Source organism: Rhizobium leguminosarum bv. trifolii WSM2297, from assembly GCF_000271845.1.
Genome location: NZ_JH719395.1, coordinates 4,674,310 through 4,688,293 on the forward strand (window position 1 = coordinate 4,674,310; position 13,984 = coordinate 4,688,293).

Genomic DNA, 13,984 nt, shown 5'->3' on the forward strand with positions numbered 1-13,984 from the left:
CCCACGGGCTCGCACGCCCAAAGATGCATCGGTCTTCCATCCGCCACCGCAACCGGCATTACAGCGCCAATAGCGGACAAAGGGAAGTTACAAAGGTGCCGGCAGGCGGATGAGGGGTGCACGCCGACGGCGAGTTTGGCAGAAACGCTCCCCCACTCTCCGTCATCCCAGGCCTACGAGCCTGGGATCCACGCCCGGTGCCGATCGAGGGCAGAGTGGATCCTCGGGTCAAGCCCGAGGACGACGGAGGGTGGGTTGCTCTTGCAGCAAGGGCAGCGATGTTTGGCCGGATGCGAACGCATTGCGCCTCCGTCGATCGCCTTAGCGCCCTTCACGCTCGGGCGTGACCTCGAGCACTATGTCCGCTGAAGTCTGGCTCCGAAGCGCCTGACAGTCAAATGGCCGCACCTCCCTATCCGGCAATATCAAGTCTGCCAAGAAATCCCGCCTCAATCTCGCCGCAATCGTTATAACATAACCGTAATGTTATTACATTGTAGGATCAGCCATGCCCCCGAGCCCCGACCGCCCTTCCGTCCGCCTGCTGGCACAGTCGGCTTTATCCAGGGTGGTCGGCATCACCTTGGTCGTCGCTATTCTCTGGCTGGCAATCCACTGGGCGGTTGTCCTGCCATGACGCCGGTGATCCGTCTCGACAATCTGACTGTCGCCTATCACCGGCACCCCGCACTCCATCATGTCTCCGGCCCCTTCGCCAAAGGCAGCCTGACGGCGATTGCCGGGCCGAATGGGGCGGGCAAATCGACGCTGCTGAAGGCGATCATGGGGGAGCTTCGTCCGGCCGAAGGCCGGGTCGAGCATCGGCTGGGGCGGGCGGAATTCGGGTATCTCCCGCAGGCGGCCGAGATCGATCGCCGGTTTCCGATCTCGGTGATCGATACGGTGATGCTCGGCGCCTGGAAGAAGACGGGGGCTTTCGGCCGCATCGCGCCGGCCGAGGTAAAGAGGGCAGGCGAGGCGCTTGCCGCCGTCGGGCTCGAAGGCTTCGGAAAACGGCATGTCGGATCGCTGTCTTCAGGCCAGTTCCAGCGTGTACTGTTTGCCCGGCTGCTGCTGCAGGATGCCGGCATCATCCTGCTCGACGAGCCGTTTACCGCAATCGATGCCCGCACAACCAGGGACCTCCTCGATATCGTCGCCCGCTGGCATGGCGAGAGCCGCACCGTCATCGCCGTGCTGCATGATTTCGAGCTCGTTCGCGCCCATTTCCCCGAGACCCTGCTGCTCGCTCGCGAACTTGTCGGCTGGGGCCCGACCGCCGACGTCATGTCATCCGCCAATCTCCTGAAGGCGCGCGCCATGGCCGAGCGCTGGGATGAGGATGCCGAGACTTGCGAACCGCAAGAGGCGCCGGCGGCATGACGGTCTATGATCTCTTCCTCGCGCCCTTTGCCGATTTCGGCTTCATGCGCCGCGCCCTTGTCGCCTGCCTTTGCCTCGGGCTCGGCTCGGGACCGATCGGCGTCTTCCTGATGCTCCGGCGCATGAGCCTGATGGGCGACGCCATGAGCCATGCCGTGCTGCCGGGGGCGGCGATCGGTTACCTCGTCGCCGGCTCGCTGTCACTGACGGCAATGGGGCTCGGCGGCCTTGTCGCCGGCCTGTCGGTGGCGCTGCTTTCGGGCGCCGTCAGCCGGATGACCGTGCTGCAGGAGGATGCGAGTTTTGCCAGCTTCTACCTCGCCTCGCTGGCGCTCGGTGTATTGATCGTCTCGCTGCGCGGCTCGAATATCGATCTGCTGCATGTGCTCTTCGGCACCATCCTGGCAATCGATGCGTCGGCGCTTTATCTGATCGGCGCGATCACCTCGCTGACGCTGGTCGTCCTCGCCGTCATCTACCGGCCGCTGGTGGCCGAATGTTTCGATCCGGGTTTCCTGCGCGCCGTCGGCGGGCGTGGACCGGTCTATCATGTGCTCTTCCTGCTGCTGGTGGTCTTGAACCTCGTCGCCAGCTTCCAGGCGCTCGGCACGCTGATGGCGGTCGGCCTGATGATGCTGCCGGCGGCCGTCGCCCAGCTCTGGTCTCGCAGTCTGCCCGCGATGATGGTGATTGCAGCTGTCAGTGCCGCAGCGTCCGGCTATATCGGCCTGATCGCCTCCTACCATCTCGAACTCGCCTCCGGCCCGACGATCATCATGACGGCGGCGGTGATCTACGGCTTTTCCATCCTTTTTGCGCCCTCGGGCCTCGCCCGGCGCTTCTTTCCCCGCCCGCATTTGAAGGGCTGACCCCAAGGAGACTTCGATGACACCGCGCAGACTGCTTCTCTCCGCAGCAATCCCCGCTTTGATGGCGCTGTCGGCCGTGCCGGCCTCCGCTGAAACCCTGAAGGTTGTGGCCTCCTTCACCGTGCTTGCCGATGTCGTCAAACAGGTCGGCGGCGACCATGTAAAGGTGACAAGCCTTGTCGGGCCGAACGGCGATCCCCATGAATTCGAGCCGTCGCCGGCCGACGCCAAAAATTTGAACGCCGCTCAAGTGACCTTCGTCAGCGGCGAAGGGCTGGAAGGCTGGATGGACCGGCTGATCACCGCCTCGGGCTACAAGGGCAAGCCGGTGACGGTCTCCGAGGGCATCGACACCCGCACCATGGAAGAGGACGGCGAAAAGATCACCGACCCACATGTCTGGAACAGCCCCGTCAACGTCAAGATCTGGGTTGCCAATATCGAAAGGGCGCTGTCTTCAGCTGATCCCGACGATGCAGCGTCCTTCAAGGCCAATGCCGAGAATTACACCAAAAAGCTGGACGAGCTGAACGCCTACGCCCACGCGAAATTCGACAGGATCGCCGACGACCGCCGCAAGGTGCTGACCAGCCACGATGCCTTCGGTTATTTCGGCCGCGAATATAATGTCACCTTCCTGGCGCCGCTCGGCCTCTCCACCGAAAGCGAGGCCTCGGCCGCCGGCGTCGCCAAGCTGATCGAACAGATCAAGGGCGAACACGTGAAGGCCTATTTCTTCGAAAATTCCAACGATCCGCGCCTGGTCAAGCAGGTCGCCAAGGCAACCGGTGCCGAGCCCGGCGGCGAGCTCTATGTCGAGTCTCTGTCCGACGCCAAGGGGCCGGCGCCGACCTATGAGAAGATGTTCCGCTACAATGTCGACCAGCTCGCCGCCGCCATGGCGAAATCGAGCTGAGGATCAAGGGGCTGCGGGTTCGGTCCCCGGCGCTGAATGCAATCCCAGCAAAACTGCGGGCGTTTTGCTGGGATTGCGTAAAGGCCGCAGCGTTACGGACGAGGATGCTGCGCAGGGCTTGGCCATGTTGACACCGAAGGCAACACAAGGTTGTATTCGGCCCCTGCGTGGAAGGTAGGAGCGAGCATGCGTGTCATCAGGTTTATTGCGTTGTTGGCTGCGACGGCATCGATTGGTTACCGGCTGCCGGCCACTGCTGGCTCCTTGGACGAAGATGCTTTCAGGAACATCCCCATTGGCAAGACCACGAAGCTTTCGAACCTATCGCCACTGGATGCCGAGGCGATCTGCTTGCTCCAGCCCTACCAGGATCGTTTGTCTTCCAAAGATGCCTTAGCCGCTAGGGTGAACGAATATCTCGCCGCGAATAACTACGTGGCGGGCGAAGGGCATTTTGCTTTTGTGCTGGTTGGCAAAGACGCAATCGAGATTGCAGCATTCAATCGTTCCCAAGAGCTCGACGTCTTGGCCGAGCATGGGGTTTCATCCTCGGTCGAGAAGATGTTGCCGAAGGGTTTTGCTGCCCACGACTGCGCAAGCGGCCAATTTGCAGCTTTTATCAAGATCGGGTTTCGAGAAAGAACCTACGTCGTGCTTGGCGAAGCGCACTAAAGAACGTCGCATCAAATACCAGGACTGAGTCTGCGCTTCCTTGGACTGGGCCCGCCCTCAGAGATTGAGGTCGAAGACCAGGATGCCGGCAAGGCCGCCATCCGTCGACGAGGCGATGCGTTCGCCGACGATCACATGTTCGGGATGGATGAGATAGGCGTCGCGGGCCTCGGCACTTTCGAAGGTGACGGCAAAACCGTCGACGAAGCCGCCATGCAGGCCCTCGGGCGAAACGTTCGGGCCGTATTTGATATCCAATATGCCGGGAATGACCTGTTTCAGGGCGGCGATCGCCGTAAACAGCGACTGCTTGTCGTCGCTCGTCATCGCGGTCTTCAGCCGCAAGAATACGCAGTGCAGGATCATCAGTGGTCCTCCCGATTCTCTGTGCCGGCAGAATAGCGGCGAAAGCCGGGAGGGCAATGAGATTTATTTTCACGCAGGCGTTGCGGGAGCCAGCTGGGACCTTGACGGATTACATCTGATCGGTCGCGACCATGGGACGCTTGTAGATCTTCTGGACGAGGTCGCGGGACAAGGCGCGGGCTTGATCTTTCTCGGCCGGGGTCATCGGCCGGCAGGTGTACCTGAGGTTGGAACCATCGAGCACGGTTGCAGCACCCGAATTGGCGATGACGAGGTGCCAACTGCAGGAAGCGACCTTATCGATGGCAACGGCACCATGGCAACCGGTGGACAGGCAGAAGGCGACGGTCACCTGTGCGCCGTGATCGCCTTTTTGCGCCTGGTCCATGGCCGTCTTGAAATCCTTGACCCAGCGCTCGCAGTGCACCTGTTTTGCCCCCGGCAGGCAAGTCTTGGTGACCGGAGTGATGTCGCCGGCTTGAAGCGGCGAGACGCAAAAAACACCCAAGGAGAGGGTGAGCAGAAACTTGAGCATCGGATTTTCCTTGTGCAAGCCATGAGAGGCGCACATCGCAGGCCGTTGGTCAATGATTTGTCGGAGGCGGTTGCAAATGCTCTCGTCCATTCGCGTCATGCGCTGCCATCCGAAAACCGGGTCAAAGACGGCGGGCTGCGACCGCTCGGATGTCAGTTTGCGTTCAGCCGCCGACGGACGATGCCTGCGTGGAATTTGGCTCCATGCAGCAGTCCGGCGTCGTTGAAATCGTAATTCGGATTGTGAAGCGGCGCGGAATCTTCGCCGTTGCCCAGGAAGACGAAGCAGCCGGGAACGTGGTCAAGGAACCGCGCGAAATCTTCCGACCCGGTCATCGGCTCGCGCCGGACCTTGATGTTTTCGGCGGGAAAGACGCTGCGGGCGGCGGTAAAGGCTTCCTCGACCAGGGCGGCATCATTGAGCAGCGGAACGAATTCTCTCGTATAGCTCACCTCGGCCGAGACATTATGGGCGAGCGCGATGCCCTCGGCGATAAGGCGCATCTGCTTTTCGATCACTGCGCTGACCTCGGGGCGGAAGCTGCGGGCATCGCCCAGAATGCGCGCCAGTCCGGGCAGGGCGTTGCGGGTGCCGTCGGTCAGCAGTTCGGTCACGGAGACGACGCCGATATCCGTCGGATCGAGCCTTCGGGAAACGATTGTCTGGAGGTTGGTCACCAGCGCGCAGGCGGCCACCAGGACTTCGTTGCCTTTATGCGGACGCGCGGCGTGTCCGCCGACGCCCTTGAGCACAATCTCGAAATTATCCTCAGCCGACATGATCGCGCCGGCGCGGGTCTGGAAGAGGCCGACCGGAAGACCCGGCATGTTGTGCAACCCGTAGATTTCGTCGAAGGGAAAGCGCGTCATGAGGCCATCGGCGAGCATCGCCAACGCGCCTTTGCCCCACTCCTCGGCAGGCTGAAAAATGAACCGGACGGTGCCGTCGAAATCGCCGTCTTCAGACAGCATCCTTGCGGCGCCAAGCAGCATCGCCGTATGGCCGTCATGGCCGCAGGCGTGCATCACACCCTCGGTCTGCGATCGATAGGATTTCTCTCCCTGTTCGGTGATCCGAAGGGCATCCATGTCGGCGCGCAGCGCGATCGAACGGTTGCCGCCGCCACGCCTCAGGGTTCCGACAACTCCTCTGCCGCCGATACCTTCGACAACCTCGTCGAGCCCAAACTCCCGCAGTTTCTGCGCGACGAAAGCTGCCGTCCGCTTCTCCTCGAAGCCGAATTCGGGATGGCGGTGAAGATCGCGCCGCCAGGCGGTCATTTCCTGTTCCAGCATCTTGTCGTCGACGCTCATTTCCGCAGTTCCCCTGTTGCAAGTCCGGAGACGACGTCGAGCAGGATATTGGCTCCCGCGACAAGGTCCGCTTCGGCGGTGAATTCCTTCGGATTGTGGCTGATTCCGCCGCGGCTGGGTACAAAGATCATCGCGCTCGGGGCGATACGGGCGATCATCTGGGCGTCATGGCCGGCGCCCGACGTCATGCGCTTGCATGCCAGACCCCGATCCCGGGCCGCAGCCTCGATCAGGCGAACGATCCCTTGATCGAACTTGACCGGCTCGAACCGTGCCAGTCGTTCGACGGATATGCCAACCTTTTCGTCAGCCGCCAGCAGTTCAAGGAATGCAGCGAGCGCGGCTTCCTCTTCCCTTAGCCGGTCTTCGTCCGGATCGCGAAGATCGACCGTCAACGTCGCGCGTGAGGGAATGACATTGATGGCATTCGGTTCGAAGGCGATGCAGCCGACGGTCGCGACAGTCGGGGTGCTCGATGCTTTTGCGCGGTCGCGCAGAAAGGTTATGACACGGGCAGCCGCGTAGCCGGCGTCCCGGCGCATCGAGATCGGTGTCGTTCCTGCATGGTTGGCATCGCCGTCGATGGTCACTTTCTGCCAGGAAATGCCCTGCAGGTCCTGGACCGCACCGACCGCAACGCCTTCCCGTTCGAGAACAGGGCCCTGCTCGATATGCAGTTCGACATAGGTATGCGGCGTCATGAAGCCGGGCGCATGGGGGCCGGAATAGCCGATCCGCGCCAATTCATCGCCGAGCACCGTACCGTCGGTGCCCACCGTCTCCAGTGCCGCCGCGACATCGAGGCCGCCGGAATAGACCAGCGACCCCATCATGTCGGGCGCGTAGCGCACCCCTTCCTCATTTGTGAAGGCGGCAACGACAATCGGGCGCGACGGTTCGAAGCCTTGGCTTTTCAGCGTCTGGATCACCTCGAGGCCGGCCAGCACGCCATAACAGCCATCATAGATGCCGGCATTGATCACCGTGTCGATGTGGGAGCCGATCATGATCGGCTTTTCCCCGGCGCCCGCGCCATTCCAGATGCCGAAGATATTGCCGATTTGGTCGACTGCAACCTCCAGTCCCGCTTCCGCAAGCCAGGAGACGAACCGATCGCGTCCAAGCTTTTCGCTATCGGACGCCGCCAATCGGACAAGCCTTCCCTCGCTATCGCGGCCAACCGCGCCGAGCTCGGAGATGCGCCCGAGCAGACGAGAGGCATCGATCGAACGCTTGCTCATTGCGACGCTCCAGTCTTGCCTTTCGCGGCGACCGCGGCGGGTGATCGCCCGACGATCTCTTGATATTTGCCGGGGTCGGTCGCGCCTTCGGTATTCACCAGGAATATGCGCGAATGCCCATGGAGTGACAGTGCTTTCTTGATCTCGGGATCGCTGACGGCGCCTATCAGCCCGGCAAGCCCCACCCCGCCGCTTTCGCCGGCGACAATCGCCGGGTCGTTTCCGGCGGGATCGGCCAGTCGTTTCATCACCGAGATCGCGTCAGTTTCATCCACGGTCATGAATGCATCGGCGACCCGGGAGAGAATCCGCCAGGCAATGAGCGAAGGTTCGTAACATTCGAGCATCGCCATGACTGTGGGGTCACCATGGGCAACGGTCACCGGATGTCCGGCCCGTGCCGTTTCGAACAGGCAGGCGGCGCGGGCGGGATCGACGACGATAAAGGTCGGACGGTTGTCGCCGAAGGCGATGGCCATGTGGCCCGCGACAGTGGCAGCGATCCCGCCGACACCTGCCTGGATGAAGACATGGGTGGGCGGCTGCGGCATTGCCCTCAGGGCTTCGCGGACAAGGGCGGTGTAGCCCTGCATCACCAGCCCGGGGATGCGCTCATAACCGGGCCATGAGGTGTCCGAGACGATCGTCCAGCCTTTTTCCCTGGCAATACGCGCGGCCTCCCGAACGGAATCGTCATAGGTCCCGTCGACACGGATCATCTCGGCGCCGAAGCGGGCGATGGCGGCGACGCGTTCGTCGCTGACCCCGGAATGCACGAAAATCGCCGCCCGGGCTCCCACCAGCTGCGCACCCTGGGCGACCGAGCGGCCGTGATTGCCGTCGGTGGCGCAGGCGACGGTCATCGTCCGGGCGACCTCAAGGATCTTCGCAGACTGCAATTCCGAGATATCGATGGCGCGGCCGAGCCTCTCTGCCGCTTCATCGAGGACGAGCCGGATCACCGCATAGGCGCCGCCCAGCGCCTTGAAGCTTCCAAGGCCGAGGCGGTGGCCTTCGTCCTTGATGTGGATCGAGCCGACACCGAGTTCGGCTGCCAGCGCCGGCAGAGCGACCAGCGGCGTTTCCGCATGATTTTCCCGGAATGTCAGGTGGCGCTCGACTTCGGTGGCGGCATCGAGGCCGAGGAGTTCGGCGTCCCGCGGGTCGAGGGGCTGATGGTAATCCGAACTGCTGTTCAATAGAAACATGCGCGCCTCACTTGCGTTGTCGGGTTGAAACATATTGCAACCGACATGAAAAAGGCGCTGTATTTCGTGGGTAATTTTGCAAGTTTGTTTCGTTGGAGCCCTCATTTTGAACCGACCGGCCAAATCCCCGCAGCTGGATAGTTTCGACCGCAAGATCCTGGCGATCCTCCAAAAGGACAATACCACGCCGCAACGGACGATCGGCGAAGCCGTCGGCCTGTCTGCGCCGGCCGTCCAACGGCGGATCAAACGGATGGCGGAGGAGGGGGTCATTCAAGCGAACGTCGCCGTTCTCGACCCCACAGCACTTGGGCAATCGATCACCATCTTCGTGGAGGTGGAGGTGATCAGCGAAACGTCAAAACAGATCGAACAGGCAAAAAGCCAGTTCGCGGCCGCGCCCGAAATCCAGCAGTGTTACTACGTCACCGGCGAGGCGGATTTCGTTCTGGTCATCGTCGTCCCCTCAATGGCGGACTACGAGGCCCTGACGCGGCGGCTGTTTTTCGGCAATAACAACGTCAAACGCTTTCGCACATTCGTCGCGATGGATCGGGTGAAAGTCGGGTTAAGCGTTGCCGTCGAGCGCTGAGAGCGGCCGCCTTCGGTCCGCTCCGGCCGCTCCGCTCACGCCCGCTTCGTCAGCGGAAACCGCTCGCGAAGCAGCCGCAGCACCGATTCCGATGGGATCGGTGGTCCGAAGAGATAGCTCTGGCCGTAGCTGCAGCCCATCTTGGCGAGTTCGATCGCATCCTCGTTGGATTCGATGCCCTCGGCCACCACCTTCATCTCCAGCTCGCGCGCCATCGCGATCACCGATCTGAGCACGGTCGCCTTCTTGTCGCTGCCGTCGCGCACCAAGGCCTTGTCGAGCTTGAGCATGTCGAAGGGAAAACGCGTGAGATAGGCGAGCGACGAATAGCCGGTGCCGAAATCGTCGAGCGCCAGGCCTATGCCGGCTTCTTTCAGCTTCTGCAGCACGAGCCGGGCCTGTTCCGGATTTTCCATCACCATGGATTCCGTCAGTTCGAGCTTGATGCGCGAGGGCTGGCAATGGGTCTTGGCGAGAACCGACCGCACGTCGTCATAGAGCTCGTTGTTGAGCAGCTGCACGCTCGACAGATTGATCGACACGAAGATCGGCAGTTCGCCGGTCTGGTTCTGCCAGCTCATCAGATCGTTGGTCGCCTGTTCCAGCGCGAACATGCCGAGCGGGCCGATGAGATCGGAGGCCTCGGCGATCGGAATGAATTCGGATGGCGGGACATTGCCGCGTTTGGGATGTTCCCAGCGCATCAGCGCCTCGAAACCGGCAACCTCGACATCTTCAAGCCGGGCGATCGGCTGGTAGACCATCGACAATTCCTTGCGCTCGATGGCGCGGCGCAGATCGGTTTCGAGCTGCAGCCGGTCGGTGCCGAAATCGCGGAAAGCCGGCTGGAACGGCTCGACGCGGTTGCCGCCGGCCCGTTTTGCCCGGTACATGGCAAGCTCGGCGTCGCTGAGCAGGCCGGTGGCGCTCTCCTGCCGGTCCACCCAGGAGGCGAGCCCGATCGAGGCCGTCAGGATGATCTCGCGATTGGCGAAGTTGATCGGCACCATGATCGCCTTGCTGACCGCATCGGCAAAATCGGCGACCTTGGCCGGATTGTGTTCGGACACCAGGATGAGGCCGAACTGGTCGCCGGCAAGCCGTGCCAGCGTGTCCTGCGGCTTCATCAGCCGGCGCAGGCGCCGCGTCAGCGCGATGAGGATATTGTCGCCGGCGGCCACCCCGAGCGCATCATTGACCAGCTTGTAGCGGTCGATGTCGATCACCATCACGGTCGGTCTCAGCGTATCGCCGCCCGGCGCCAGCGCCAGCACCGACTGCAGCCGGTCGAGGAACACCTGCCGGTTCGGCAGGCCGGTGAGATTGTCGTGCAGCGCATCGTGCAGCAGCCGCTCGACGGAGTTCTTCTGCTCGGTCACGTCGACGATCGTGCCGACGCAGCGGATGATCTCGCCGTTCGAGCCGAGCACCGGCCGGGCGCGGATCAGCAGCCAGTGGAAATGTCCGTCCTCGGCGCGGATGCGGAACTCGTGGTTCAGCCGCCCGCGCCGGTGTTCGAGCAGCACGTCGAGCGTGGCGCGGAAGCGGTCGCGATCGTCTGGATGCAGCCGCGGCAGCCAGTTGCGCGCCGCCCCATGCATGGTGCCAGGCGATAGGCCGAGCTTGGTCGAGACGTCGGGAATGGTGACGACGCGGTCGCGCGCCACGTCCCAATCCCACACCATGTCGCCGGAACCGGTCAGCGCCAGCGATTGCCGTTCGAGATCGGAAAACAGGCCTTGCTGGAAGGCGCCGCCGGCAAAAGCATGCTGCATGACGGTGAAGCCGATCAGCAGCACGATGAGAACGAGACCGCCGCCGAGTGCCGGCTGGATGATGTCGTTGTCGAGCCGGCCGGTGACCGTCAGCCACGCCCCGAACAGCCAGACGAGCGTCAGCGCCCAGGCCGGCACCAGCAGGATGGCGCGGTCGTAGCGATTGAAGCCGAGATAGATGATCAAGAGCAGGCCGGTCGCCGCCGTTAGCGCGAAGGAAAGCCTGGCGATGCCGGCGGCAATCGACGGATCGTAGATCGCCACGCCGAAGAGCAGGGCAAGGCCGAGCACCCAGGCAAGCGTCGCATAACCCAGATGCGCATGCCAGCGGTTGAGATTGAGATAGGTAAAGAGAAAGATGACGAAGCTGGAGGCCAGCGCAACTTCAGCGCAGGCGCGCCATATTCGCTGGTCGGCCGAGGCGACGCTGATCAGCTTGCCGAGAAAACCGAAGTCGACGCAGATATAGCCGAGCACCGCCCAGGCGAGTGCGGCCGTGGCCGGCAGCATCGAGGTGCCCTTGACGACGAAGAGGATGGTCAGGAACACCGCCAGCAGGCCGGCAATGCCGAGCACGATGCCGCGATAGAGCGTGAAGGCGTTGATCGTGTCCTTGTAGGCGTTCGGTTCCCACAGATAGATCTGCGGCAGCTCCGGCGTCGACAGCTCGGCGACGAAGGTGATGACGGCGCCGGGATTGAGCGTGATGCGGAAGACGTCGGCCTCGTCGCTCGGCTGCCGGTCGAGCGCAAAACCCTCGCTCGGCGTGATGGCGCTGATGCGCTGCGAGCCGAGATCCGGCCAGAACAGCTTGGAATTGACCAGGCGGAAATGCGGCGCGACGATGACGCGCTCGAGCTGTTCTTCGGAGACGTTGGCAAGCGCAAACACCGCCCAGTCGCCCTGGTGGTTCTCCGAGCTTGCCCTGACTTCGATGCGGCGGCGGATACCATCGGCGCCGGCCGCCGTCGAAACCTGGAAGGCCTCGCCCTGGTTGACGTAGATTTCGGTGGTCGCGGTCAGGTCGAGCGCGGTATCGTCACGGGAAATCTTCACCGGTTCGGCCGCCTGGGCAGCGCCGGCCACCAAGGCGAAAGCTGCCAGGAAAAGGGCTGCGATCACCGCGATCACTCGTCCGGACGGTGACTTGGGCAGCATGCGGTCTCTGGTCATCGGCTGTCGGTTTTCCTGCCTTTATCCGTATCGGTGGCGAGACGTGAAAACATCACATGGTCATGCCACTGACCGTTGATCTTCAAGTATCCGCGCAGATAGCCTTCCTGCTGAAACCCGGCCTTTTCAAGCAGGCGAATGCTGCGCGCGTTATCTGGAATACAGGCTGCTTCGATACGGTGCAACTCAAGCCCGGCGAAGATGTAAGGAATAACCAACTGAAGGGCGGCGAACATGTGCCCCTGGCCGGCATGGCGTTCGCCCATCCAGTAGCCGATCATGCAGCTTTGTGCCGCACCCCGCCTGATATAGCCGATGGTGATGCCGCCGACGAGCGTCATGTCGTCTTTCAGGAAAATGAACAGCGGGATTGCCTGGCCCGATGCATATTCCTGCTTGCCGCGGATGACGCGGGCGCGGTAGGCGCCCTCGGTCAGCTCGTCGCGCCGCCAGGTCGGCTCCCAGGGTTCCAGGAACTTGCGGCTTTCGGCGCGCAGCCGGTGCCACTGGTTGAAATCCTGGTAGCGCGGCAGGCGCAGGAAATATCTGTCGTTCTGCAGCTCCACCGCTTCCGGTTGCCGCGACAGAAACCGAAACACCGATTTTGGCATCGATCACTCCCGGCAGGACGAAAGCCGGCTCAGCGGCCGGCCTGCATCGTCTTCGGTGCCGGGACCGAAAGCGAAGCGGTGATGTCTTCCATCGGCGCAAGCTGTTCCAGCGGTCCGATCGCCGAAAGTGTCGGCACCGTGTCGTAGAACAGCCGGCCGGCGAGATCCGTCAGCCGCTCGATGGTGATGCCCTCGAGCCGTTCCATCATCTCCGTATTGGAGATCGGCCGGCCGTAAAGCATCATCTGCCTGGCAATCTGGCCGGCGCGCGAGGCCGGGCTTTCCTGGCCCATCAGCAACTGGGCGCGGATTTGGGCGCGGGCGCGTTCGATTTCCTTCTGGTGGATCTGATCGGCGGATTTATGCAGCTCGTCGATGATGACGGGCACCAGCTCGGGCAGGTTTTCGCCGCCGGTCGCCGCATGAATGCCGAATATGCCGGTATCGGAAAAGCCCCAGTGGAAGGCATAGACGGAATAGCAGAGACCGCGGAACTCGCGCACCTCCTGGAACAGCCTGGAGGACATGCCGCCGCCGAGGATATTGGCGAGGATCTGCGAACAGTAGAAATCGCGGGCGTGATAGGGCTTGCCCTCGAAGCCGAGCAAGATCTGCGCGTCCATCAGGTCGCGCGGTTCGCGCACGCTGCCGCCGATATAACGCGCCGCTTCCATCACCGGCGGGGCGGAAGGCGCAGTCGGCAGGCTGGCGAAACGATCCTCGACCATGCGCAGGAATTCATCGTGCTCGACGGCGCCGGTGGCGACCACGAACATGCGGTCGGTCGTGTAGTTGCGGCCGAGATAGGTGCGGATCTGCTGCGGCGAGAAGGAGACGACGGTCTCCGGCGTGCCGAGAATGGCCCGGCCGAGCGTCTGGTCGCGATAGGCGACCTCGGAGAACCGGTCGAACACCACGTCGTCGGGCGTGTCGTTGGCGGCGTTGATCTCCTGCAGGATCACCTGCTTCTCACGCTCCAGTTCCTCCTCCTCGAAGGCCGATTCCGTCAGGATGTCGGCGAGGATGTCGACGGCGAGCGGTACGTGGTCCTTGAGGACGCGGGCGTAATAGGAAGTCGTCTCGGTCGAGGTCGCGGCGTTGACTTCGCCGCCGACATCTTCGATTTCCTCGGCGATCTCACGGGCGCTGCGGCGCGCCGTGCCCTTGAAGGCCATGTGTTCGAGCAGGTGGGCGATGCCGTGCTCGTCTTCCGTCTCGTTACGCGATCCCGATTTGATCCAGACTCCGAGCGCAACGCTTTCAAGGTGCGGCATGGTTTCTGTCACTACTGTCAGCCCGGATTTCAGCCGGGTGCACTCAACTGTCATTG

Annotated in this window: 14 protein-coding genes; 6 read left to right on the forward strand and 8 right to left on the reverse strand. The window is 62.6% G+C overall.

Annotation, left to right across the window (positions count from 1 at the left end; all coding sequences use genetic code 11):
• Positions 1–508: 508 nt before the first annotated feature.
• The 5 genes from RLEG4DRAFT_RS53015 to RLEG4DRAFT_RS37815 all read left to right on the forward strand — a co-directional run bounded on the left by RLEG4DRAFT_RS53015 (position 509) and on the right by RLEG4DRAFT_RS37815 (position 3,840).
• Positions 509–637, forward strand: a complete 129-nt coding sequence (locus RLEG4DRAFT_RS53015) for a hypothetical protein (protein WP_003584747.1) — start codon at positions 509–511, stop codon at positions 635–637.
• Positions 634–1,383: a metal ABC transporter ATP-binding protein gene (locus RLEG4DRAFT_RS37800; RefSeq protein ID WP_003584748.1), complete on the forward strand. Its 750-nt coding sequence runs from the start codon at positions 634–636 to the stop codon at positions 1,381–1,383. The genes RLEG4DRAFT_RS53015 and RLEG4DRAFT_RS37800 overlap by 4 nt, the downstream gene beginning before the upstream one ends.
• Positions 1,380–2,252, forward strand: coding sequence for a metal ABC transporter permease (locus RLEG4DRAFT_RS37805; protein WP_003584751.1), 873 nt, complete (start codon positions 1,380–1,382; stop codon positions 2,250–2,252). Before RLEG4DRAFT_RS37800 ends, RLEG4DRAFT_RS37805 begins: the two co-directional genes overlap by 4 nt.
• A gap of 16 nt (positions 2,253–2,268) precedes the next feature.
• A complete protein-coding gene (locus RLEG4DRAFT_RS37810; RefSeq protein ID WP_003584753.1) occupies positions 2,269–3,168 on the forward strand; it encodes a metal ABC transporter substrate-binding protein in 900 nt (299 codons plus the stop codon).
• 186 nt (positions 3,169–3,354) lie between these two features.
• The gene (locus RLEG4DRAFT_RS37815; protein WP_003584755.1) at positions 3,355–3,840 is read left to right on the forward strand and encodes a hypothetical protein; all 486 of its coding nucleotides are present in this window, start codon (positions 3,355–3,357) and stop codon (positions 3,838–3,840) included.
• A 57-nt stretch (positions 3,841–3,897) separates the two neighbouring features.
• Here the strand turns inward: RLEG4DRAFT_RS37815 and RLEG4DRAFT_RS37820 are convergent, their stop codons facing one another.
• The 5 genes from RLEG4DRAFT_RS37820 to RLEG4DRAFT_RS37840 form a co-directional block, all read right to left on the reverse strand.
• Complete coding sequence (locus RLEG4DRAFT_RS37820; protein WP_003584757.1) at positions 3,898–4,206, reverse strand: Dabb family protein; 309 nt, start codon at positions 4,204–4,206, stop codon at positions 3,898–3,900.
• Positions 4,207–4,315: 109 nt separating this feature from the next.
• Positions 4,316–4,741 carry a hypothetical protein gene (locus RLEG4DRAFT_RS37825; protein ID WP_003584759.1) on the reverse strand — a complete coding sequence of 142 codons (426 nt, stop codon included), beginning with the start codon at positions 4,739–4,741 and terminating at the stop codon, positions 4,316–4,318.
• A gap of 152 nt (positions 4,742–4,893) precedes the next feature.
• Positions 4,894–6,054, reverse strand: a complete 1,161-nt coding sequence (locus tag RLEG4DRAFT_RS37830; protein ID WP_003584760.1) for a M20 aminoacylase family protein — start codon at positions 6,052–6,054, stop codon at positions 4,894–4,896.
• The gene (locus RLEG4DRAFT_RS37835; protein ID WP_003584762.1) at positions 6,051–7,295 is read right to left on the reverse strand and encodes a Zn-dependent hydrolase; all 1,245 of its coding nucleotides are present in this window, start codon (positions 7,293–7,295) and stop codon (positions 6,051–6,053) included. The genes RLEG4DRAFT_RS37830 and RLEG4DRAFT_RS37835 overlap by 4 nt, the downstream gene beginning before the upstream one ends.
• A complete protein-coding gene (locus RLEG4DRAFT_RS37840; RefSeq protein WP_003584764.1) occupies positions 7,292–8,503 on the reverse strand; it encodes a diaminopropionate ammonia-lyase in 1,212 nt (403 codons plus the stop codon). The genes RLEG4DRAFT_RS37835 and RLEG4DRAFT_RS37840 overlap by 4 nt, the downstream gene beginning before the upstream one ends.
• Before the next feature lie 106 nt (positions 8,504–8,609).
• Between RLEG4DRAFT_RS37840 and RLEG4DRAFT_RS37845 the strand changes: the two genes are divergently transcribed.
• Positions 8,610–9,095 (forward strand): Lrp/AsnC family transcriptional regulator, encoded by a 486-nt coding sequence (locus RLEG4DRAFT_RS37845; RefSeq protein WP_003584766.1) that lies wholly within the window; start codon positions 8,610–8,612, stop codon positions 9,093–9,095.
• 35 nt (positions 9,096–9,130) lie between these two features.
• Here the strand turns inward: RLEG4DRAFT_RS37845 and RLEG4DRAFT_RS37850 are convergent, their stop codons facing one another.
• The 3 genes from RLEG4DRAFT_RS37850 to RLEG4DRAFT_RS37860 are packed head-to-tail and all read right to left on the reverse strand — an operon-like array spanning position 9,131 to position 13,982.
• Entirely contained in the window at positions 9,131–12,043 is a 2,913-nt protein-coding gene (locus RLEG4DRAFT_RS37850; RefSeq protein ID WP_037094615.1) for a sensor domain-containing phosphodiesterase, read from the reverse strand.
• The gene (locus tag RLEG4DRAFT_RS37855; RefSeq protein ID WP_003569810.1) at positions 12,040–12,654 is read right to left on the reverse strand and encodes a GNAT family N-acetyltransferase; all 615 of its coding nucleotides are present in this window, start codon (positions 12,652–12,654) and stop codon (positions 12,040–12,042) included. The genes RLEG4DRAFT_RS37850 and RLEG4DRAFT_RS37855 overlap by 4 nt, the downstream gene beginning before the upstream one ends.
• A 29-nt stretch (positions 12,655–12,683) precedes the next feature.
• Positions 12,684–13,982: a M16 family metallopeptidase gene (locus tag RLEG4DRAFT_RS37860; protein WP_003584770.1), complete on the reverse strand. Its 1,299-nt coding sequence runs from the start codon at positions 13,980–13,982 to the stop codon at positions 12,684–12,686.
• Positions 13,983–13,984: the final 2 nt, after the last annotated feature.